The 20,091-nt window shown below is 72.6% G+C and carries 17 protein-coding genes; 6 read left to right on the top strand and 11 right to left on the bottom strand.

Features of this window, described 5'->3' with window-relative positions:
• Positions 1–478: 478 nt before the first annotated feature.
• The 7 genes from ABT295_RS18860 to ABT295_RS18830 form a co-directional block, all read right to left on the bottom strand.
• On the bottom strand, positions 479–1,768 hold the full coding sequence (locus tag ABT295_RS18860; RefSeq protein WP_352395929.1) for a thymidine phosphorylase: 1,290 nt from the start codon (positions 1,766–1,768) through the stop codon (positions 479–481).
• Between the two features lie 52 nt (positions 1,769–1,820).
• Positions 1,821–2,231 carry a cytidine deaminase gene (locus ABT295_RS18855; protein ID WP_352395928.1) on the bottom strand — a complete coding sequence of 137 codons (411 nt, stop codon included), beginning with the start codon at positions 2,229–2,231 and terminating at the stop codon, positions 1,821–1,823.
• Positions 2,231–3,502, bottom strand: coding sequence for an ABC transporter permease (locus tag ABT295_RS18850; RefSeq protein ID WP_352395927.1), 1,272 nt, complete (start codon positions 3,500–3,502; stop codon positions 2,231–2,233). The genes ABT295_RS18855 and ABT295_RS18850 overlap by 1 nt, the downstream gene beginning before the upstream one ends.
• Positions 3,499–4,617, bottom strand: coding sequence for an ABC transporter permease (locus ABT295_RS18845; protein ID WP_352395926.1), 1,119 nt, complete (start codon positions 4,615–4,617; stop codon positions 3,499–3,501). The genes ABT295_RS18850 and ABT295_RS18845 overlap by 4 nt, the downstream gene beginning before the upstream one ends.
• Positions 4,614–6,062, bottom strand: a complete 1,449-nt coding sequence (locus ABT295_RS18840) for an ABC transporter ATP-binding protein (protein ID WP_502991211.1) — start codon at positions 6,060–6,062, stop codon at positions 4,614–4,616. Before ABT295_RS18840 ends, ABT295_RS18845 begins: the two co-directional genes overlap by 4 nt.
• 312 nt (positions 6,063–6,374) lie before the next feature.
• Entirely contained in the window at positions 6,375–7,445 is a 1,071-nt protein-coding gene (locus ABT295_RS18835) for a BMP family lipoprotein (RefSeq protein WP_352395925.1), read from the bottom strand.
• 112 nt (positions 7,446–7,557) lie between these two features.
• Positions 7,558–8,817, bottom strand: coding sequence for an amidohydrolase (locus ABT295_RS18830; RefSeq protein ID WP_352395924.1), 1,260 nt, complete (start codon positions 8,815–8,817; stop codon positions 7,558–7,560).
• Positions 8,818–8,896: 79 nt separating this feature from the next.
• Between ABT295_RS18830 and ABT295_RS18825 the strand changes: the two genes are divergently transcribed.
• From ABT295_RS18825 to ABT295_RS18815, 3 genes are read left to right on the top strand one after another with little or no spacing between them, the layout of a single operon-like run.
• Positions 8,897–9,595 carry a (2Fe-2S)-binding protein gene (locus ABT295_RS18825; RefSeq protein WP_352395923.1) on the top strand — a complete coding sequence of 233 codons (699 nt, stop codon included), beginning with the start codon at positions 8,897–8,899 and terminating at the stop codon, positions 9,593–9,595.
• 10 nt (positions 9,596–9,605) lie between these two features.
• On the top strand, positions 9,606–10,586 hold the full coding sequence (locus ABT295_RS18820) for a pseudouridine-5'-phosphate glycosidase (protein WP_352395922.1): 981 nt from the start codon (positions 9,606–9,608) through the stop codon (positions 10,584–10,586).
• Entirely contained in the window at positions 10,583–11,461 is an 879-nt protein-coding gene (locus ABT295_RS18815) for a carbohydrate kinase family protein (RefSeq protein WP_352395921.1), read from the top strand. Before ABT295_RS18820 ends, ABT295_RS18815 begins: the two co-directional genes overlap by 4 nt.
• Before the next feature lie 156 nt (positions 11,462–11,617).
• On the opposite strand, the gene ABT295_RS18810 is transcribed toward ABT295_RS18815, so the two are convergent.
• A complete protein-coding gene (locus ABT295_RS18810; RefSeq protein WP_352395920.1) occupies positions 11,618–13,210 on the bottom strand; it encodes an acyl-CoA mutase large subunit family protein in 1,593 nt (530 codons plus the stop codon).
• Positions 13,211–13,397: 187 nt separating this feature from the next.
• A complete protein-coding gene (locus tag ABT295_RS18805; RefSeq protein WP_352395919.1) occupies positions 13,398–13,910 on the bottom strand; it encodes a GbsR/MarR family transcriptional regulator in 513 nt (170 codons plus the stop codon).
• Between the two features lie 54 nt (positions 13,911–13,964).
• Between ABT295_RS18805 and ABT295_RS18800 the strand changes: the two genes are divergently transcribed.
• Genes ABT295_RS18800 through ABT295_RS18790 form a run of 3 tightly spaced genes read left to right on the top strand, consistent with a single transcriptional unit; the run spans position 13,965 to position 17,698 of the window.
• Positions 13,965–14,897 (top strand): ABC transporter ATP-binding protein, encoded by a 933-nt coding sequence (locus tag ABT295_RS18800; RefSeq protein ID WP_502991210.1) that lies wholly within the window; start codon positions 13,965–13,967, stop codon positions 14,895–14,897.
• Complete coding sequence (locus tag ABT295_RS18795; protein WP_352395917.1) at positions 14,894–16,558, top strand: ABC transporter permease; 1,665 nt, start codon at positions 14,894–14,896, stop codon at positions 16,556–16,558. Before ABT295_RS18800 ends, ABT295_RS18795 begins: the two co-directional genes overlap by 4 nt.
• 51 nt (positions 16,559–16,609) lie before the next feature.
• The gene (locus ABT295_RS18790; protein ID WP_352395916.1) at positions 16,610–17,698 is read left to right on the top strand and encodes a mannose-1-phosphate guanylyltransferase; all 1,089 of its coding nucleotides are present in this window, start codon (positions 16,610–16,612) and stop codon (positions 17,696–17,698) included.
• Positions 17,699–17,731: 33 nt separating this feature from the next.
• Here the strand turns inward: ABT295_RS18790 and ABT295_RS18785 are convergent, their stop codons facing one another.
• Positions 17,732–18,898 (bottom strand): nucleotide sugar dehydrogenase, encoded by a 1,167-nt coding sequence (locus tag ABT295_RS18785; RefSeq protein ID WP_352395915.1) that lies wholly within the window; start codon positions 18,896–18,898, stop codon positions 17,732–17,734.
• 58 nt (positions 18,899–18,956) lie between these two features.
• Entirely contained in the window at positions 18,957–19,925 is a 969-nt protein-coding gene (locus ABT295_RS18780; RefSeq protein WP_352395914.1) for an SDR family NAD(P)-dependent oxidoreductase, read from the bottom strand.
• Between the last annotated feature and the right edge of the window lie 166 nt (positions 19,926–20,091).

Below are 20,091 nucleotides of genomic sequence, written 5' to 3'. Positions count from 1 at the left end.
AACTTTGAACCCGTGAAGGGCTCGAAAACCTGACTGAAGTCGAACAACCAGCTCAAAAAGAGTTGATCATTCAGTTTCAACCAAAGGATATTCGTCCAAGACACGACCCACCCACCCCGAACGGGGTACGTTGGATGCGAGCCTCGGGACGAGGTAATTGGCATCGATTTTTGACACGCTGTTGAGTTCTCAAGAATCGGACACACACCATCAACCGTCTCAGCGAGCCGGCCTCCGGGGCAACCCTTCAAACTTACCCGCCTCAAGCTTGGGAGTCAAACCCGCGAACCGGCCTACAGACCGTCCAGGCTCGACCCGCTTGGATCAGCAGGCCACGCACGTCAACCCCGGGACCGGCCTACTTCGCTCACGAGAAACTCGATCGCGGTGGCGTCCGTTCCGCCCTGTCGGGCTGACGAAGAGAACATTACATGGGCTCCCGGATGACGCCAAATCGGGCCCCGACGCCCTGCCGCGGTCAGCCGACCCGGTCGATGACGATGGGCGGCAGGTCCGGGCGGGAGCCCTCGGGAGCGATGGTGAAGCCGCCCTCGAGCGCCTCGAGGGCACGCCCGAACCGCTCCGGCTCGTCGGTGTGCAGGGTGAGCAGCGGCTCTCCCCCGCGCACGGTCGCCCCCGGCTTCGCGTGCAGCTCCACGCCGGCGCCGGCCTGAACCGGGTCCTCCTTGCGGGCGCGCCCGGCCCCGAGGCGCCAGGCCGCCACACCCACGGCGAGGGCGTCGAGCTCGACGAGCACGCCGTCGGCCGGTGCGAGCACGTGGTGGGTCTCGCGGGCCGTCGGCAGCGGGGCGTCCGGGTCTCCCCCCTGGGCGCGGATCATCCGGCGCCACACGTCCATGGCCCGCCCGTCGGCCAGGACGTCGGCGGGGTCGATGTCCTCGCGCCCCGCGCCGGCGACCATCTCGCGGGCGAGGGCGAGAGTCAGCTCGACGACGTCGCCGGGCCCTCCACCGGCGAGCACCTCCACCGACTCACGCACCTCGAGGGCATTGCCGGCGGTGAGCCCGAGCGGGGTCTCCATGTTCGTCAGGAGGGCCACGGTGCGCACCCCCGCGTCGGTGCCGAGGCGAACCATCGTCTCGGCGAGCTCGCGGGCCTGGCCGAGCTCCTTCATGAAGGCTCCCGAGCCGACCTTGACGTCGAGCACGAGCGAGCCCGTGCCCTCGGCGATCTTCTTGCTCATGATCGAGGTCGCGATGAGCGGCACGCACGACACGGTGCCCGTGACGTCGCGCAACGCGTACAGCTTCTTGTCGGCCGGGGCGAGACCGGTGCCGGCCGCGCAGATCACCGCCCCGACGTCCTCGAGCTGACGCATCATCTGCTCGTTCGTCACGTCGGCTCGCCAGCCGGGGATCGACTCGAGCTTGTCGAGCGTGCCGCCCGTGTGGCCGAGACCGCGGCCCGACAGCTGCGGCACCGCGACGCCGCATGCGGCCACGATCGGCGCGAGCGGGAGGGTGATCTTGTCGCCCACTCCTCCCGTCGAGTGCTTGTCGCTCGTCGGCCGGCTGAGGCCGGAGAAGTCGAGCCGCTCGCCGGAGCGGATCATCGCGTCGGCCCACCGGGCGATCTCGCGCGACGACATGCCGTTGAGGTAGATCGCCATGGCGAGGGCCGACATCTGCTCCTCCGCGACGGCGCCCCGGGTGTAGGCGTCGATCACCCAGTCGATCTGGGCGTCGGACAGCTCGGCCCGGTCGCGCTTGGCGGAAATGACGTCGACGGCATCGAAGGCTTCGCTCACGGGACCCATCATGTCCCAGCGCCTACACGCGGCGCGCGCGACCCGCGCCGGTTCAGCCCTCGGCGTGGCGCAGGTGCTCGGCCCCGAACGCCTGGGGCAGCACGGCCGACATCGGCAGCACTCCCTCGGGCGTCATGAGCAGGCAGTCGGGACCGCCGTTCTCCCAGAGCAGCTGGCGGCAGCGGCCGCAGGGCATCAGGGCCTGGCCGTCGCCGCCCACGCAGAAGACGGCGGTCAGTCGCCCGCCGCCGGTGGCGTGCAGCTCGGAGACCATGCCGCACTCCGCGCAGAGCGTCACCCCGTAGGCGGCGTTCTCGACGTTGCAGCCGGCGACCACGCGGCCGTCGTCGACGAGGCCCGCCACGCCCACCCGGAACCTCGAGTAGGGCGCGTAGGCGCGCTCCATCAGCTCGACGGCGCGCAGCCGCAGCGCCTCCCAGTCGACCTCGGGGCGGTCGACCATCAGTGCCCCTCACCCTTGCGGTAGACCTGTCCGTCGGCTGCCGGCATCCGCAGTCGTTGCGACGCGAAGGCGAGCACGAGCAGCGTCGTGATGTACGGCGTCGTGCCGGACAGCTCCGGCGGGACGACGTCGGTCGTGAAGTACCAGAGGCCCACGACGAGTCCGACCACGACGGCGAGCGCCCCTTGGACGCGCCGCCCCCGGCGCACGATCTGCCACACCCCGATGCCGATGAGCAGCAGGGCGAGCAGGAGGAGGAAGGCGTGGACCGTCGTGCCGCCGCCGCGCAGCTGCGCGGCGTCGGTGTACCCGAAGAGCGCCGAGCCCGCGAGCAGGCCACCGGGGCGCCAGTTGCCGAAGATCATCGCCGCGAGGCCGATGTAGCCGCGGCCACCCGTCTGGCCGTCACGGAAGACGTTGGCGGCCACCAACGCGAGGAACCCGCCGCCGAGGCCCGCGAGCCCGCCCGAGACCAGCACGGCCAGGAACTTGTAGCGGATGACGTCGACGCCCAGTGACTCGGCAGCGACCGGCGACTCCCCCACCGACCGCAGGCGAAGACCGAACGCAGACCGCCAGAGGATCCACCACGTGGCGACGAACAGCGCGACGGCGATGAGGGTCAGCACGTTGACGTTGGTGCAGAGCGCGCGCAGCACCGCAGCCAGGTCGGACACGAAGAAGATCCGTTGCTGCTCGAGGTCTCCCAACGCGTCGGAGAGCCACGGGACGCTGAACGACGGCAGCTGCGGCAGCTGCGGCGACTGGGTCGGGCCGCCTCCGGGGAGGGTGCTGAAGAAGCGGACCGAGAGGTACTTGGCGAAGCCGAGCGCCACGATGTTGAGGGCCACACCGGACACGATGTGGTCGACGCCGAAGGTGACCGTCGCAACCGCGTGGATCAGGGCGCCCACGGCACCACCGACGACGGCGCCGACCAGACCCCACCAGGCGCCGAGGTGGTACCCGAGGAAGCCGGCCCCCCAGGTGCCGAGGATCATCATGCCCTCGAGGCCGATGTTGACGACGCCGGCTCGCTCCGACCAGAGACCGCCGAGCCCGGCGAGCGCGATCGGGACCGCGAGTCCGAAGGCCGCGATGAGCAGACCCGACGAGTCGACGTCGTTGGCCCCGGTGACGACACGCAGGACCGAGACGAGGAGCACCGCTCCCAGCACGACACCCACCCAGTGGAGCGGGGTCAGGTGCAGTCGGCGACGGCGGGAGGTGGCGACCGGCTCGGTGCTCACCTCAAGTCCTGCGGCGCTCATGCCGAGGCTCCTTCCACGGACGGGGCGTCGACCCTCTGGGCCGCCAGCTCCCTGGCGACGCGCTGCTGCTCGAGCCGTACGTCGGCCCGACGGATGAGCTCGTAGGCGATGACGACGGCGAAGAGGATGACGCCCTGGATGATGAAGACGACCTCCGAGGCCACGCCGGCGCGGATCTGCAGGGCGTTGGACTGGACGTCGAGGAACGACCACAGCAGGGCCGCGACGGCGATGCCCAGCGGATGGTTGCGCCCGAGGAGGGCGATGCCGATGCCGGCGAAGCCGAGACCGGCCTGGAACGTGGTGCCGTAGCTGTGGTCCTGCCCGAAGAGCAGGGGCATGCCGATGAGCCCGGCGAGCGCGCCGGAGATGACCATCGTCGAGACGACCATGCGCGGCACCTTGACGCCGCTCGCGAGGGCCGCCGACTCCGAGCGTCCGGTGGCCCGCAGGTCGAAGCCGAAGCGGGTCTTGCCCAGCACGAACCAGTAGGCGAAGCCGACGACCGCGGCCAGCAGGATGAGCGTGTAGACCTTGTTCGACGCCCCCGGGATGAGCGCGAGGCCGCCCAGCTCCGAGGACTCGGGGATCGGCTTGGTCGAGATGCTGTTGCTGCCCGGCTGCTTGACGGCGACCTTGAGGAGCAGCCACTGCACGACGCCCGTGGCGATGGCGTTGAGCATGATGGTGCTGATCACCTCGGAGATGCCACGGCGCACCTTGAGGTAGGCCGCGATGGCTGCCCAGAGCCCGCCTGCGGCCATCGCGACGACGAGCGTCAGGAGGACGTTGAGCGGGCCCGGGAACCAGGCCTGCCCGGCGAAGAGCGCACCGGCGAACACGGCGACCCGGTACTGGCCGTCCACGCCGATGTTGAACAGGTTCATCCGGAACCCGACCGCGACGGCGATCGCCGAGAGGTAGTAGACGGTGGCGCCGTTGACGATCTGCACGAGCTGGCGCGGCTTGGGCCACGACAGGATCGTTTGCCACACCTCGGCGACCGGGTCACCGAGGGCGAGCAGGATGCCCGAGGTGACGAGGAAGGCCACGAGCAGCGCGAGGACCGGGGCCGCGAGGCCCAGCAGGGCCTTGCGGGGTTGGAAGCTCTTCATCGGGTCTCCTCGTCGGCCGGGGACGCGCTCGCGCCGGTCATCGCTGCGCCGAGGTCCTCGGCCGTGACGGTGTCGGGGTCGAAGGTGCCGGTCAGGCGGCCCCGGAGGATGACCTCGATGGTGTCGGACAGGCCGATGAGCTCCTCGAGGTCGGCCGAGATGAGCAGGACGGCCAGGCCGTCGCGCCGGGCCTGTCGGATGATGTCCCAGATGCTCGACTGGGCGCCCACGTCGACCCCGCGGGTCGGGTGCGCGGCGACGAGGACCCTGGGCTGGTGGCTCATCTCACGGCCGATGATGAGCTTCTGCTGGTTGCCGCCGGAGAGCGAACCAGCCTTGACGTTGATGCCCGGCGTGCGCACGTCGTACTCCCGGACGATGCGCTCGGTGTCGGCCTTGGCGCCCGCGGCGTCGATGACGAAGCCCTTGGCGTTCGGCGGCTCGGTCTGGTGTCCGAGGATCCGGTTCTCCCAGAGCGGCGCCTCGAGCAGCAGCGCGTGGCGGTGCCGGTCCTCTGGGATGTAGGCCACTCCGGCCTCGCGGATCTCTCGCGTGCCCCAGTCGGAGATGTCGGTGTCACCGAGGAAGACCAGCCCCGAGCTGGGCTCACGCATCCCCATGATGACCTCGACGAGCTCCGCCTGGCCGTTGCCCTCGACGCCCGCGATGCCGAGCACCTCACCCGCGTGGATCGTCACCGAGATGCCGTCGAGGACGTTGCGCGTGTCGGGTCCGCCGCTGAGGACGAGGTCCTCGGTGCGCAGCACGACGCGGTCGGTGACCGTCGACTCCTCGGTCTGTGGGGTCGGCAGCTCCGCGCCGACCATGAGCTCGGCCAGCTGGCGTGCGTTGACGGTGCTCGGGTCGACCGTGTCGACCGTCGTCCCCCGGCGGATCACGGTGATGGAGTCTGCCACGGAGAGCACCTCGTCGAGCTTGTGCGAGATGAAGAGCACCGTGAGGCCCTCCGACTTGAGCTCGCGCAGGTTGTCGAAGAGCTCCTCGACCTCTTGGGGCACGAGGACGGCCGTCGGCTCGTCGAGGATGATGATGCGCGCCCCGCGGTAGAGCACCTTGAGGATCTCGATCCGTTGGCGGGCGCCGACGCCGAGGTCGGCGACGAGCGCGTCGGGGTCGATGCCGAGGCCGTAGTCCTCGGAGAGCCGCCGGATCTCACGCCGCGCGCCGTCACCGATCCCGTGCAGCTTCTCGGCGCCGAGGACGACGTTCTCGAGCACGGTGAAGTTGTCGGCCAGCTGGAAGTGCTGGAAGACCATGCCGATGCCGACGGCGATGGCGTCGGCCGGCGAGTGCAGGTCGACCGGTGTGCCGTCGATGCGGATCGTCCCCTCGTCGGGACGCTGGACCCCGTACAGGATCTTCATGAGCGTCGACTTGCCGGCGCCGTTCTCGCCGACGATGGCGTGGACCGCGCCACGCTGCACCGCGAAGCCGATGTCCTTGTTGGCGACGACGCCGGGGAAGCGCTTCGTGATGCCCTCGAGCTCGACGGCGGGCTGGGCGTCCGACGTCCGGTCGGGTCGCTCAGGTGCAGTGGCAGTGATGGCGACAACTCCTCGTCCGGGCCCGGAACGCCGTCCGGGCAGGGTGGTGGTGCGGGTCGGACCGGGGGCACGCAGGGGGTGCCCGGGCCGGCGACCGCCCGCCGGAGCCGGGGACGGACACGGCCCGCGACGACGCTACCGCGCCGCCCGGGCCGTGTCGCCCCGCTGGGGGATCTGACTGGTCGCAGTCGATCAGGGCTGGGTCGGGACCTTGATCTCGCCCGAGATGATCTTCTGCTTGTACTCGTCGAGCTTCGACTTGATGTCGTCGACCTTGCCACCGGTGGTGGCGTAGTCGACGCCGCCGGCCTTGAGGTCGAAGACCTTGTTGCCGGTGATGTCCTTACCCTCGGCACCCGACTTGAGGAAGTCGTAGACCGCGACGTCGACCTTCTTGATCATCGACGTGAGGATGACGTCGCGCACCTCCGGCGCGGCCGTCAGGGCCTGGTCGGAGTCGACGCCGATCGCGAGCGCGCCCGCGGCCTTGGCGGCCGTGAAGACGCCCGAGCCCGAACCGCCGGCAGCGTGGTAGACGACGTCGGCGCCGCCCTGGAACAGACCCTCGGCGGCCGTCTTGCCCTTGGCCGGGTCGTTGAAGCCCGAGAAGTCCGGCGGCTGCGAGAGGTACTGGCTCTTGACCGTGATCGAGGGGTTAGCCGCCTTGGCACCGGCGATGAAGCCCGCCTCGAACTTCTTGATGAGGTCGGTCGCGACGCCGCCGACGTAGCCGACCTTGTTCGTCTTGGACTTGAGCGCGGCGGCCGCGCCGACGAGGAAGGAGCCCTGCTCCTCCGCGAAGGTGAGCTGGGCGACGTTGGCACCCTTGGAGTCGTCGGACGAGTCGTCGATGATCGCGAAGTGGACGTCGGGGTTGTCCTTGGCGACCTTGCCGATGGCCTTGGCGTACGCGAACCCGACGCCGATGACGTGCGTGGCGCCGGCGTCGACGAACTGCTGCAGGCGCTCCTCGGTGGCGGACTCGCTCTCGCCGTTGACCTGGGTCGCCTCCTTGAACTCCACGCCGAGGTCGGCCTTGGCCTTGTCGAGACCGGCGGCGGCGGAGGCGTTGAACGACTGGTCACCACGACCACCCACGCCGTAGGCGATGCCGACGACGATCTTCGTGCCGGTCGCCTGCGTGCCGGACCCTCCGGCCGAGGTGTTGCTGCCCGCCGGCGTGTTATCGCTGCTGCTGCCGCAGGCCGTGAGGCCGAGCGCAGCGGCGGCGACGACGGCCGCGACCTTGGTTGCGTGACGCAAGAGGTGCTCCTTAGATTCCGCGGGGCCGACGACGACATCGGCCCAGATAGCACGGAACTGTAGACCCCGGCGCCACACGATCTGAGCGCCTCGGGGCAACTCGCAGGAAGTGTTATCGATCCGCGACCGCGCTCAGCGGAGCCACTCCGCCGAGGGTCGGAGAGCCCGCGAGCCGGGCGGCCGAGGCGAAGACGACACCGGCCAGCGTGCGTGCCCCGACGCTGATCGCGGCCTCGTCGACGACGAGGTCGCCGCGGTGCAGGTCGTAGGTGTGGCCCCCTGGCGAACGCGTGCCGAGGCGGCCCATGGCGCCCGGCACGTGCGTCAGGTACCACGCGAAGTCCTCGCCGCCCAGCGACTGCGGCGTCGGCGCGACGTGCGAGCCCGTGCCGGTGACGGCGGCGGTCAGCGCGTCGATGCTGCCGGCGTCGTTGACGACCGGGGGCACGCCCTTGGTGATGGTCACCTCGGCCGTCACGGCATACGGCTTGACGACCTCGTGCACCACGGACTCGAGGAGGCGCTCGACCCCCTCCCAGATGCCGGCGTCGAGCATCCGGAGCGTGCCGCCGACCTTGCCCGAGGACGGGATGACGTTGTGCGCGCCGCCCGAGTGAATCGAGCCCCACACGAGGGCGGCCCCGGCGCGCGGGTCGAGACGGCGCGAGAGCACGGCGGGCACGTCGGTGACGACCTTGGCGAGGGCGTACGTCAGGTCCTGGGTCAGGTGCGGCCGGGACGTGTGGCCGCCGCGACCCGAGAGGGTCACGTCGATCTGGTCGGCCGCCGCGGTGATGGCGCCGACGCGGAGCCCGACCTGACCGGCGTCGAGGCCCGGGTCGCAGTGCAGCGCGAAGATGCGGTCGACGCCCTCGAGCCCCTGCTGGGCCACGACGTCCTCGGCGCCGCCGGGCATCAGCTCCTCGGCGGGCTGGAAGACGAGCCGGGCGCCGATGCCGGCCGCACGGAGCCGGTCCTCCACGCCCGCGAGCGCGATGGCGGCCCCGAGCAGGGCGGTCGTGTGCACGTCGTGGCCGCACGAGTGGCTGACGCCGTCGGTCTGGGAGGCGAAGTCCAACCCGGTCTGCTCGCGGATCGGCAGCGCGTCGAGGTCGGCCCGCAGCGCGATGCGGTGCGTCGGGTCCTCGGCCCCGAGGTCGGCGACGAGGCCCGTGCCGCGCAGCCGGCGCACGGCGTAGCCCTCGCGCTCGAGGCGCTCGGCGACGATGGCCGTGGTGCGCACCTCGCCGCGGCCGAGCTCGGGGTGCGTGTGCAGGTCACGACGGATGGCGACGAGCTCCGGCAGGTGCTCCTCGACGCTCCTGGAGATGGCGTCGAAGGGCAGGGAGAGGGAGCGGTCGGTCACGAGCACGGGAGTCTAGCGAGAGGATGGGCCGCGGCCCCGGACGTCGGGGTCCTTCGGCCACGCGGGAGCGGGAGAGGAGACGGTCGTGAGCGGCCAGCCCGAGCGCGAGTCGGCGCATCAGGACCTCGTGCGGCACGTCGCCGACCTCGTCGACCGCGCCCTGCCCTTCACGTCGGTCGGCACGGCCCCCTCCCCCGCCACCGTGTGGTGCGGCGACGTCGTCGCGCACGTGCGGGCCGGGGCCGACCCGCTCGAGCCGTGGCGGGCGGCGCTGCGCACGCAGATGGAGCAGCGCCACGGCGCGCCCGTCCCGTCGCACGTCCCGGCGGCGTTCGTGCTCCAGTGGTGGTGCGAGGTCGTCGCGATCCCGATCGCGTATGCCGCCGTGCTCGGCCCGTGGGTGCTCACCCCGTCGGGCGCGGGGCTGGGGTTCGAGCTCGCCGCGGGGCTCAACCCGGCGCGGATCGTGCTCGACCCGGCGGCCGTCGGCGCCGAGGCCGACGCAAACCCGCAGCGCTGCCTCGAACGCGCGCGGACGGCATACCTCGGCCTCGTCTCGGAGGTCGTCACCGGCTTCGCCCCCGAGGTGCGGATGGGCTCGCGGCAGCGCTGGGGCGTCGTCGAGGACCTGTGGTCGGGCACGGTCCGGCGCGCGCGGGGCGCGGCCGGCCAGAGCGTCGGCCCGGAGCCGACGCGGGTGTCGTGCTGCTTCATCTACGCCCTGCCGGGCATGCGCGAGTGCGCGGCCTGTCCCCGGGGCGGTCGACCGCGGGGGCGCCACTAGGGTGACGGCCATGCCGCACGCACTGCCCTCCCCCGAGCTCGTCGTCGTCCACGAGGAGGTGCGCGAGGCCCTGGCCGCCGGCGTCGGCGTCGTCGCCCTCGAGAGCACGATCCTCGCCCACGGGCTCCCCCACCCCGACAACGTGACCGTCGCCGCCCAGATCGAGGACGCGGTGCGCGCCGGCGGGGCGGTGCCGGCGACGATCGCGCTGCTCGACGGCGTCGTCCACGTCGGCCTCGGCGCCCGCGAGGTCGAGCGCGTCTGCACCGACCCCGACATCGCGAAGCTCTCGGTGCGTGACGTGGGCGTCGCTGCGGCACTGCGGCTCTCGGGCGCGACGACCGTCGCCTCGACCTCCGCACTGGCCCGCCTCGCCGGCATCCGCGTCTTCGCGACCGGCGGGCTCGGCGGCGTGCACCGCGGCGCGTCGGAGACCTTCGACGTCTCGGCCGACCTCGGCGTGCTCGCGTCGACGCCGGTGCTCGTCGTGTGTGCCGGGGTCAAGTCGATCCTCGACGTCGCGGGCACCCTCGAGACCCTCGAGACGCTCTCGGTGCCGGTGCTCGGCTTCCGCACCAACGCCTTCCCCGGCTTCTACCTCTCCGACTCGGGGCACGAGGTGCCCTGGCGCGTGGAGACGGCCGCCGACGCGGCACGCGTCGTGGTCATGCGTGACCGCCTCGGCACCGACGCGGCCGGGGTCGTGCTCGCGAACCCGCTGCCCGCCGACCGGCAGGTCGACCGCGAGCTGCACGACCGTCTCGTCACCGAGGGCCTCGCCCTGCTCGAGCGCGAGGGCGTGCACGGCAAGGACGTGACCCCGCGGCTGCTCGAGCACTTCCACGACCACTCCGGCGGCGAGTCGCTGCGCGCCAACGTCGAGCTCGTGCTGTCGAACGCCCGCCTCGCCGGCGAGGTCGCCGTCGAGGTGGCCGCGCAGTCTGCCGCGCCGGCGTCCGAGGCCGGGTCGGCAGCGTCGGCGCGCGCATGACGACGCGGCCGGTCGTCGTCGTCGGTGACGTCGGGCTCGACGTCATCACCCGGCCCTCCGGCGACATCCGCTGGCACTCGGACACGCCGTCCGCGGTGGCCCTCGTGCCGGGGGGCGCCGGGGGCAACTCCGCCTCGTGGCTCGCGGGCCTCGGCGCCGAGGTGACGCTCGTGGCCCGCATCGGCGACGACGCAGCCGGTCAGGCGTGCCGCGGCGAGCTCGAGTCCGCCGGCGTCACGTGCGCGTTCGCCGTCGACCCCGCTCTGCCGACGTGCATGGTCGTCATCCTGCTCGACGCGCACGGCGACCGCACGATGTTCCCCGACCGCGGTGCGAACAAGGCCTTCTCGGTCGCCGACGTCGACCTGGCCGCGCTCGGGCTGCCCGCCGAGCCGCGCCCCCACCTGCACCTGTCGGGCTACGTGCTCTTCGACGCCGGGTCGCGCGCGGCCGGCCTCGAGTCGCTGCGCCAGGCCCGCGAGCTCGGGTGGACGACGTCGGTCGACCCGCAGTCGCCGGCCCTCATCGAGCGCGAGGGCGTCGACGCGTTCTCCTCGTGGGTCGACGGCGTCGACCTGCTGCTGCCCAACGAGAACGAGGTCGCCGCGCTCGGCGGCCTCGCCGCGATCCTCGGCCACGCGCGCGAGGTCGTCGCCACCTACGGCGCGGCCGGTGCCCGGTGGGTCGGACCCGACGTGGACGTGACGGCCGAGGCGCCGCACGTCGAGAACGTCGACGCCACCGGCTGCGGCGACGCCTTCAACGCCGGGCTGCTCGCGTCGTGGCTGCGCGGCGGCGACCGGGTCACCGCCCTGCAGGCCGGTGTGGCGGCCGGGAGCGCGGCCGCCGCCCGCGTCGGCGCCCGCCCCAGCTGACCCCGGCCGACCCGCCCGCCCGGCCGGCCGGCATACGCCCTCGGCGCACCGACGGACCGCCACGAACCCGGCTACCACCCCGAGGTCGTGCTCAGGGCCTGGCCGACGGCGGGCTGGTGGCGGTCCGCCGGGCCGGCACCCGGCATCCGGCCTCGGTCAGAAGCTCTCGTGCGGCTGGTACACGCCCCAGACGGCGCGCAGCGCGTGCGCGACCTCGCCGCCGGTCGCCCGCGCGGAGAGCGCCTCCTTCATCGGGTAGAGCACGTTGTCGGTACCACGGGCGGCGTCCTGCAGCTTGGCGAGTGCGGCGTCGACGGCGGCCTGGTCGCGGTCGGAGCGCAGCGCCTCGAGCCGGGCGCGCTGGTCGGCCTCGATGGTCGGGTCGACGCGCAGCGGGTCGTAGCGCTCCTCCTGGTCGAGGGTGAAGCGGTTGACGCCGACGACGGTGCGCTCGCCGCCGTCGATCTCGAGCTGCACGCGATAGGCCGACCGCTCGATCTCGGACTTCTGGAAGCCCTGCTCGATGGCCGCGACCGCGCCACCCTTGTCCTCCACCTGCTGGATGAGGTCGAGCGCGGCGGCCTCGATGTCGTCGGTCATCGACTCGACGACGTACGAACCGGCAAACGGGTCAACGGTTTTCGTCACGTCGGTCTCGTAGGCGATGACCTGCTGGGTGCGCAGCGCGAGGCGTGCGGCCTTCTCGGTCGGCAGCGCGATGGCCTCGTCGAAGCTGTTCGTGTGCAGCGACTGCGTGCCGCCGAGCACCGCGCCGAGGCCCTGCAGCGCGACGCGCACGAGGTTGACCTCGGGCTGCTGGGCCGTGAGCTGGACGCCCGCGGTCTGGGTGTGGAAGCGCAGCATCATCGACTTCGGGTTCTGGGCGCCGAACTCCTCCTTCATGATCCGCGCCCAGATGCGGCGGGCCGCACGGAACTTCGCGACCTCCTCGATGAGCGTCGTGCGCGCGACGAAGAAGAACGAGAGGCGCGGTGCGAAGTCGTCGACGTGCAACCCGGCGGCCTGCGCGGCACGGACGTACTCGATGGCGTTGGCGATGGTGAAGGCGATCTCCTGCACGGGCGTCGCCCCGGCCTCGGCCATGTGGTAGCCGGAGATGGAGATGGTGTTCCAGCGCGGCATCTCCTTGTGGCAGTAGGCGAAGATGTCGGCGATGAGGCGCAGCGACTCGCGCGGTGGGTAGATGTAGGTGCCGCGGGCGATGTACTCCTTGAGCACGTCGTTCTGGATCGTGCCGGTCAGCTGGTCGCCGGCGACGCCCTGCTCCTCGGCGACGAGCTGGTAGAGCAGCAGCAGCGTCGAGCCGGGCGCGTTGATCGTCATCGACGTCGAGATCTTGTCGAGCGGCAGGCCGTCGAAGAGGGTGCGCATGTCGTCGAGGCTGTCGATGGCGACGCCGACCTTGCCGACCTCGCCGTGCGCGATGGCCTCGTCGGAGTCGTAGCCCATCTGCGTCGGCAGGTCGAAGGCGACCGAGAGACCACCAGTGCCGGCCTTGACGAGCTGGTGGTAGCGCTCGTTGCTCTCCTTGGCGGTGCCGAAGCCGGCGTACTGGCGCATCGTCCACGGCCGACCGGTGTACATCGACGGGTAGACACCGCGGGTGAAGGGGTAGCGCCCGGGTGCGCCGAGCTTGGCGTCGGCGTCGAAGCCGGCGAGGGCCGACGCGTCGTAGACGGGCTCGATGGGCAGGTCGGACTCGGAGCGCGCGCCAGTGCTGTCAGCCATGGTGCCGAGCGTATCGGCGAGCGGGTCGCCCGCTGCAGGTCGCCCGTCGAGAGTTGCCGATCTCACGTCGCGGAGGTCGTATGCCGGTGGCCGGGACCGCACGGACCCTGGCCTCTCGACACGTCGGGACCCACGAGGAGTGGCCTTTCGACGGTTCGGGACCCACGAGGAGTGGCCTCTCGACGGTTCAGGCGCCGGCGGGCCAGCCGTCCGTGATCTCGCTGCGGCGCTCGCTCCACTCGTCCTCGAGCGCCCCGAGCCGCTCGGCGAGGAACTCGAGGAAGGCCACCGAGAGCTGGAGGCGCCGGCCGGCCGGTGTCGCCGTGCCGCCCACGGCGTCGACGCCCGAGCGCATGCCGGCCTCGAGCTGGGCGAGCACCCGGTCGCGGCTCAGCATGGCGCCGTGCCAGGCATCGGCCTGCACGACGTAGACGTCACGGCGCGAGCCGCGCGTGCGCTCCTTGCCGATGAGCGCCGTCTGGGTGAGGTAGCGGACGGCTCCCGAGATGGCGGCCGGGCTGACCGCGAGCCGGTCGGTGAGCTCCGCGGCGGTCATGCGCCCGTCGTCGTCGGCGAGCAGCTGGGCGAAGACCCGGGAGGCGAGGCGCGGCATGCCCGCATCGGTCAGGGTGTCGCCGAGGCGCTCGACGTACGACGAGACCGCCTGCTCGTCACGTGCTGGTCGTCGCGCTGCCGTCACCGCTGCTCCTTCCTCCGGGTGCCTCGACCCTAGACCGCTCATGGTATTCAGTAAATGCTGAATGATGTGTACCGTCGAATCATGACCACCGCCATCGAGGTCCACAGGTTGCACAAGACGTTCGGCCGCACGGTCGCCCTCGACGGCCTCGACCTGCAGGTGCGCACCGGCGAGATCCACGGCTTCCTCGGCCCGAACGGCGCCGGCAAGTCGACGACCCTGCGCATCCTGCTCGGGCTGCTGCGCGCCGACGGGGGCGACGCCACGCTGCTCGGCGGCGACCCGTGGCGCGACGTCGAGACCCTCCACCGCCGGCTCGCCTACGTCCCCGGCGACGTCGCGCTCTGGCCCGGCCTCACCGGCGGCGAGGTCATCGACGTGCTCGGCCGGCTCCGCGGCGGTGTCGACGAGCGGCGGCGCGCCGAGATGGTGCAGCGCTTCGACCTCGACCCGACGAAGAAGGGCCGGTCGTACTCCAAGGGCAACCGGCAGAAGGTGGCGCTCGTGGCGGCGCTCTCCTCGGACGTCGAGCTGCTGCTGCTCGACGAGCCGACCTCGGGGCTCGACCCGCTCATGGAGGCGGTCTTCCGCGACGTCGTGCACGAGTTCCGCCAGGCCGGCGGCACCGTGCTGCTCTCGAGCCACATCCTCTCCGAGGTCGAGCAGGTCTGCGACCGCGTCAGCATCATCCGCGAGGGCCGCAACGTCGAGTCCGGCACCCTGGCGCAGCTGCGCCACCTCTCCCGCACCACGGTGCGCGCCACGCTCGCGCGCACCCCTGACGCCGCCGCGATCGGCGCGCTGCCGGGCGTCGGCGACGTCGTCGTCACCGACCACCAGGTGACGTGCACCGTGGGCGGCGACGAGCTCGGCCGCCTGCTCGAGGTGCTCGGGGCGCACGGCATCACCGGCCTCAGCAGCGCGCCGCCGACCCTCGAGGAGCTGTTCATGGAGCAGTACCGCCGCACCCCGGCGGCGACGTCGTGACGACCGTCGCCACCCGCCCGCGTGCGGGCGGGTCGGGTGGGCCGGGCGGACCGACCCGCCCGGCAGGCCTGGGGCTGACCGGGACCGTGTCGTTGCTGCGCCTCGCGGCCCGGCGCGACCGGGTGCTCGTCCCCGCGAGCGCGATCGGCCTCGCCGGCTTCGTCGCGCTGTCGGCGCAGGCGACGTTCGCGCTCTTCCCCGACCTGCGCCAGGCGCAGGCCTCGATGGCGTCGACCCTCGCCAACCCCGCCCTCGTCGCGATGTACGGCCCGATCTCGAGCCTCGGCCTCGACTCCATCGCGACGTTCAAGTCGGTGCTCCTCGGCGGCGTCTTCCTCGCCCTGCTCGCCTACGTCGTCGTGCGGCGCCACACCCGCACCGAGGAGGAGGCCGGCCGCCTCGAGCTGCTCGGCGCGGGGGTCGTCGGCCGCCGGGCCGCGCTGACCGCGGCCGTCCTGCTCGGCACCGCCGCCGTGCTGCTGACCGTCGTGCTCACCGTCGCGTGGTCGGTCGCCGTCGGGCTCGACCCGGCGGGCTCGGTGGCGCTCGGCGCCGCGTGGCTCGCCATGGGGCTCTCGTGGGTCGGCGTCACCGCCGTCGCCGCGCAGCTGACCTCGAGCACGCGGGGCACGGCCGGCTGGTCGCTCGGGGCCCTCGCGGTCGCCTTCCTCGTGCGGGCCGTCGGCGACACCGCCGCCGATGGCAGCCCCCTGCGCGCGCTCAGCTGGCTCTCGCCGCTCGGCTGGGGCGTGCAGGTGGCCCCCTACGGCGCCGACCGGGTGTGGGTCGCGGCGCTCGGGGTCCTCGCGTATGCCGTCCTCGTCGTCGTCGCGTACGCCCTCCTCGACCGCCGCGACCTCGGCGCCGGCGTGCTGCCGAGCCGTCCGGGTCGCGCCCGCAGCGACATCCGCACCGCCGGCGGGCTGACCCGGCGGCTGGCCCGCGGCACCCTCGTCGGGTGGGTGACGGCCTACGTCGTGCTCGGCGTGGTGCTCGGCTCGATCGCGGGCAGCGTGGAGTCGTTCGTCGACTCCCCCGAGGTGGCCGACATGCTGCGGGCCATGGGCGGCGACGCCGGGTCGGTCACCGACCTCTACTTCTCCACCGAGCTGCACTTCGCCGCCGTCGGGGCGGCGGCGCTCGCGATCGCGCTCGTCACCCGGATGCACACCGAGGAGACGACCTCGCGCCTCGAGGCCGTGCTCGCGACGCCGGTCCGGCGCACGACGTGGGCCCTGGGTCACGTCGCGCTCGCCGTCGCGGCCTCGGCCCTCGTGCTCGTCGTCAGCGCGGCCGTGGCGGCGCTCGTGCACGGCGCCGACGTCGGTGACGTCGGCGGCCGGCTGACCCTGCTCGTCGGCGCGGCGCTCTCGACGCTGCCGGCCGTGTGGGTGGCGCTCGGCGTGGCCGTGCTGCTGCACGGTGCGCTCCCGCGGTTCACCGGGCTCGCGTGGGCGGCCCTCATCGCCTTCCTCCTCCTCGGCGAGTTCGGCGACCTGCTCGACCTGCCGGGCTGGCTCGTCGACCTCTCGCCGTTCACCCACCTGCCGGCGCTGCCCGGCGGCGAGCTGGCGTGGGGGCCCCTGCTCTGGCTCACGGCCGTCGCGGTGGTCGTCACCGCCGTCGGCCTCGGGGCCCTGCGCCGCCGCGACATCGGCTGACCCGTCGCGGCGGTTCGGGCGCCGCGCCGGCGGATCGGTACGGTGTCCCCCATGACAGGCATCCCCGGCTTCTGGGCCGTGATCCCCGCCGGTGGCTCTGGCACCCGACTGTGGCCGATTTCGCGCCGCAGCTCACCGAAGTTCCTCCACGACCTCACCGGCTCCGGGCAGTCGCTGCTCCGCGCGACGTGGGACCGCCTCGAGCCGCTCGTGCAGGAGCGCATCCTCGTCGTCACCGGCGTCGCGCACGAGGACGCCGTCCGCCGGCAGCTGCCGATGCTCGGCTACGACGCCGTCGTCGGCGAGCCCTCGCCGCGCGACTCGATGCCGGCCATCGGCCTCGCCGCCGCCATCCTCGAGCGGCGCGACCCGGAGGCCGTGCTCGGCTCGTTCGCCGCCGACCACGTCATCACCGAGCCCGAGAACTTCCGACGCGCCGTCGAGGAGGCCGTCGTGCTGGCCCGGCAGGGCGAGCTCGTCACCATCGGCATCGAACCGACCCATGCCGCAACGGGATTCGGCTACATCCGCCTCGGCGAGTCCCTCGGTGTCGACGGCGCTCCGAGCGCGCACCGCGTCGACGAGTTCGTGGAGAAGCCGGACGCCGAGACCGCCGCGCGCTACCTCGAGACCGGCGCCTACCGGTGGAACGCGGGCATGTTCGTCGTGGGGGCGACGACGCTGCTCGAGCTGCTCGCCGAGAACCACGCGGAGATGGTCGACCACCTGCGCACCATCGCCGCCGACCCGCGACGGATGCGCGACCTGTGGCCCGCGCTGCAGAAGATCGCGATCGACCACGCGGTGGCCGAGCCCGCCGCCGCCGCGGGGCGCGTGGCCGTCGTGCCGGCCGCCCTCGGCTGGGACGACGTCGGCGACTTCGCGGCCCTCACGACCCTCGTCGCCGAGTCGACCGACCTGCCGGGGATCACCGCGATCGGCCCGACCGACGACATCCTCAGCATCGACTCGACGGCCACCGTCGCGGCCGGCGGCCGGCTCGTCGCGCTCGTCGGCGTCGAGGGCCTCGTCGTCGTCGACACGCAGGACGCCCTGCTCATCACGACGCCCGAGCGCGCGCAGGACGTCAAGAAGATCGTCGAGGCGCTGACCGCCCAGGGCCGCACCGAGCTGACCTGACGCCGGCCGGCACGGGCGGCCGCGGTCGTCGCGTCAGTCGCGGCCGTAGATGTCGCGCGTGTAGACCTTTGCGCTGACGTCCTCGAGCTCGTCGGCGTGCCGGTTGGCGACGATGACGTCAGCCACCGCCTTGAACTCCTCGAGGTCGCGCACGACGCGCGAGTGGTAGAAGTCGTCCGACTCGAGCGACGGCTCGAAGACGACGACCTCGATGCCGCGCGCCTTGATCCGCTTCATGATCCCCTGGATGCTCGAGGCGCGGAAGTTGTCGGACCCCGACTTCATGACGAGGCGGTACATCCCGACCACCGCGGGGCGCCGGGCCATAATGTCCTCGGCGATGAAGTCCTTGCGGGTCGTGTTCGACTCGACGATCGCGTGGATGAGGTTCTGCGGCACCTCGTGGTAGTTCGCGAGCAGCTGGCGGGTGTCCTTGGGCAGGCAGTAGCCGCCGTAGCCGAACGACGGGTTGTTGTAGTGCGACCCGATGCGCGGGTCGAGGCCGACCCCCTCGATGATCGAGCGCGTGTCGAGGCCGTGCGTGGCGGCATACGTGTCGAGCTCGTTGAAGTAGGCGACGCGCATGGCGAGGTAGGTGTTGGCGAAGAGCTTGATCGCCTCGGCCTCGGTGGCGTCGGTGAAGAGCACGGGCACGTCGGTCGCGTCGGCGCCCTCGACGAGCAGCGCGGCGAACTCCTTGGCCTCGGCGCTCGTGTCGCCGAGCACGATGCGGCTCGGGTGCAGGTTGTCCCAGAGCGCCCGCCCCTCGCGGAGGAACTCGGGCGAGAAGACGATGTGGGTGCCGGGGTGGGCCGCGCGCATGCGCTCGGTGAAGCCGACCGGCACGGTCGACTTGATGACGACCGTCGCGTCGGGCGCGTGCTGCGTCACGGCCCCGATGACGGACTCGACCGACGAGGTGTCGAAGTGCTGCGTCTCGGGGTCGTAGTCGGTGGGGGTCGCGACGACGACGAAGGACGCGCCGGCATACGCCTCCGCGGGCTCGGTCGTCGCGCGCAGGTCCAGCCCGCCGCGGGCGAGGTAGTCCTCGAGGTCGGGGTCGACGATCGGCGAGTGCCCGTCGTTGACGAGCGCGGCCCGGTGGGCGTCGACCTCGAGGGCGACGACCTCACTGTTCTGGGCGAGGATGACGGCATTGGACAGACCCACGTACCCGAGGCCCACGACAGTGATCTTCACTCCGGCAGCGTAACGAAGTCGGCCGGGTGCGCCATCTCGCGACCACGCGGCCGTCGGGTCACGCCGTCGGCGCCGGCACCCCCGCTGCCGCGCGCACGCCGTCCCAGAAGCGGGCCACCTGCTGCGGCGTCTCCACCCCGACCGGCGCGTAGTGGGTGGGCCGGCGCCGGCGGTCGTGCCAGAAGCCGCCCGTGCCGAGCGCGTCGGTCGTCGCCGTCAGCCAGACCGCCGTGTCGGCGCCCCCGTCGGCGTCGCGCAGCAGCGGGCGGGTCAGCGCGGCGAAACGCGGGAGCGAGTCGGTGACGCCCGGGGTGTCGGCCCATCCCGGGTGCATCGCGTGCACCCCGATGCCGTCGGCGGCGAGGTCGCGCGCCCACAGGCGGGTCAGGACGAGCTGCATCCGCTTGGTGCGGGCGTAGGCCGTGACGCCGGAGTACTCCCCCTCGGTGAACTCGGGGTCGTCCGCGGCGAGCCGCTGGCCGTAGGCGCCCCCGGACGTCACGAGCACGACCCGGCCGCCCGCGAGCGACTCGCGCAGGCCGTAGGTCAGCACCTGCGGTCCGAGCACGTGCGTGGCGTAGGTCAGCTCGTGCCCCTCGGCGGTCGTCGTGCGCCGCGGCGGCATGACGCCCGCGTTGTGCACGAGCGCGTGCAGGCGCGGCAGCCGGGCGGCGAGGTCGCGGGCGAACGCGGCGGTGCCGGCGAGGTCGCTGACGTCGGAGACGTGCACCTCGACCGTGGCGGCGGGCAGCTCGTCCTGCAGCCGCGCCCGCGCGGCCTCGAGGCGGGCGGCGTCGCGGCCGGTGAGGTGCACGACCGCGCCGAGCCGCGCGACGCCCCGGGCCGTCGCGAGCCCCAGCCCGCCGCTCGCGCCGGTGACGAGCACGTGCCGCCCCGCGAGCGCGCCGGTGGCGGGGTCGGCCGGCCACCACGAGCGGCGCAGGGCGGGGCCGATCTTCGTGTAGCCGAGCACGAGGGACTTGTCCATGAGCCAGTCGAGCGCCGCGGTCGTGTCGGAGAGCACCATGGGTCCCAGCCTAGGAGCCGCACGAGGGCGGTCCCGGCCCGTCCGGGCACGGCGGGTTCCCGGCGGGAGCGGCGCCGCGCGTGCGTGCGCGGCCCGGCACCCGGCATACGCCCTTTTGTCGAGGCTTCTTGTTGAGATTGTCACAGTCGCCCGTCTACCAGCGAGT

The sequence above is a fragment of the Terrabacter sp. NPDC000476 genome, from assembly GCF_040300125.1.
In the GTDB taxonomy this organism is placed as follows: domain Bacteria; phylum Actinomycetota; class Actinomycetes; order Actinomycetales; family Dermatophilaceae; genus Terrabacter.
This window is presented reverse-complemented; position numbering and strand designations above follow the sequence as displayed.

What these genes read in the sequence shown, in the direction of transcription:
- ABT295_RS18855 (WP_352395928.1), bottom strand. Translation starts at nt 2,231, where the DNA reads ATGGTCGACCGCCCCGAGGTCGACTGGGAGGCGCTGCGGCTGCGCGCC.
- ABT295_RS18850 (WP_352395927.1), bottom strand. Translation starts at nt 3,502, where the DNA reads ATGAGCGCCGCAGGACTTGAGGTGAGCACCGAGCCGGTCGCCACCTCC.
- ABT295_RS18845 (WP_352395926.1), bottom strand. Translation starts at nt 4,617, where the DNA reads ATGAAGAGCTTCCAACCCCGCAAGGCCCTGCTGGGCCTCGCGGCCCCG.
- ABT295_RS18820 (WP_352395922.1), top strand. Translation starts at nt 9,606, where the DNA reads ATGCCGCACGCACTGCCCTCCCCCGAGCTCGTCGTCGTCCACGAGGAG.
- ABT295_RS18815 (WP_352395921.1), top strand. Translation starts at nt 10,583, where the DNA reads ATGACGACGCGGCCGGTCGTCGTCGTCGGTGACGTCGGGCTCGACGTC.
- ABT295_RS18810 (WP_352395920.1), bottom strand. Translation starts at nt 13,210, where the DNA reads ATGGCTGACAGCACTGGCGCGCGCTCCGAGTCCGACCTGCCCATCGAG.
- ABT295_RS18800 (WP_502991210.1), top strand. Translation starts at nt 13,965, where the DNA reads ATGCTGAATGATGTGTACCGTCGAATCATGACCACCGCCATCGAGGTC.
- ABT295_RS18790 (WP_352395916.1), top strand. Translation starts at nt 16,610, where the DNA reads ATGACAGGCATCCCCGGCTTCTGGGCCGTGATCCCCGCCGGTGGCTCT.
- ABT295_RS18780 (WP_352395914.1), bottom strand. Translation starts at nt 19,925, where the DNA reads ATGGTGCTCTCCGACACGACCGCGGCGCTCGACTGGCTCATGGACAAG.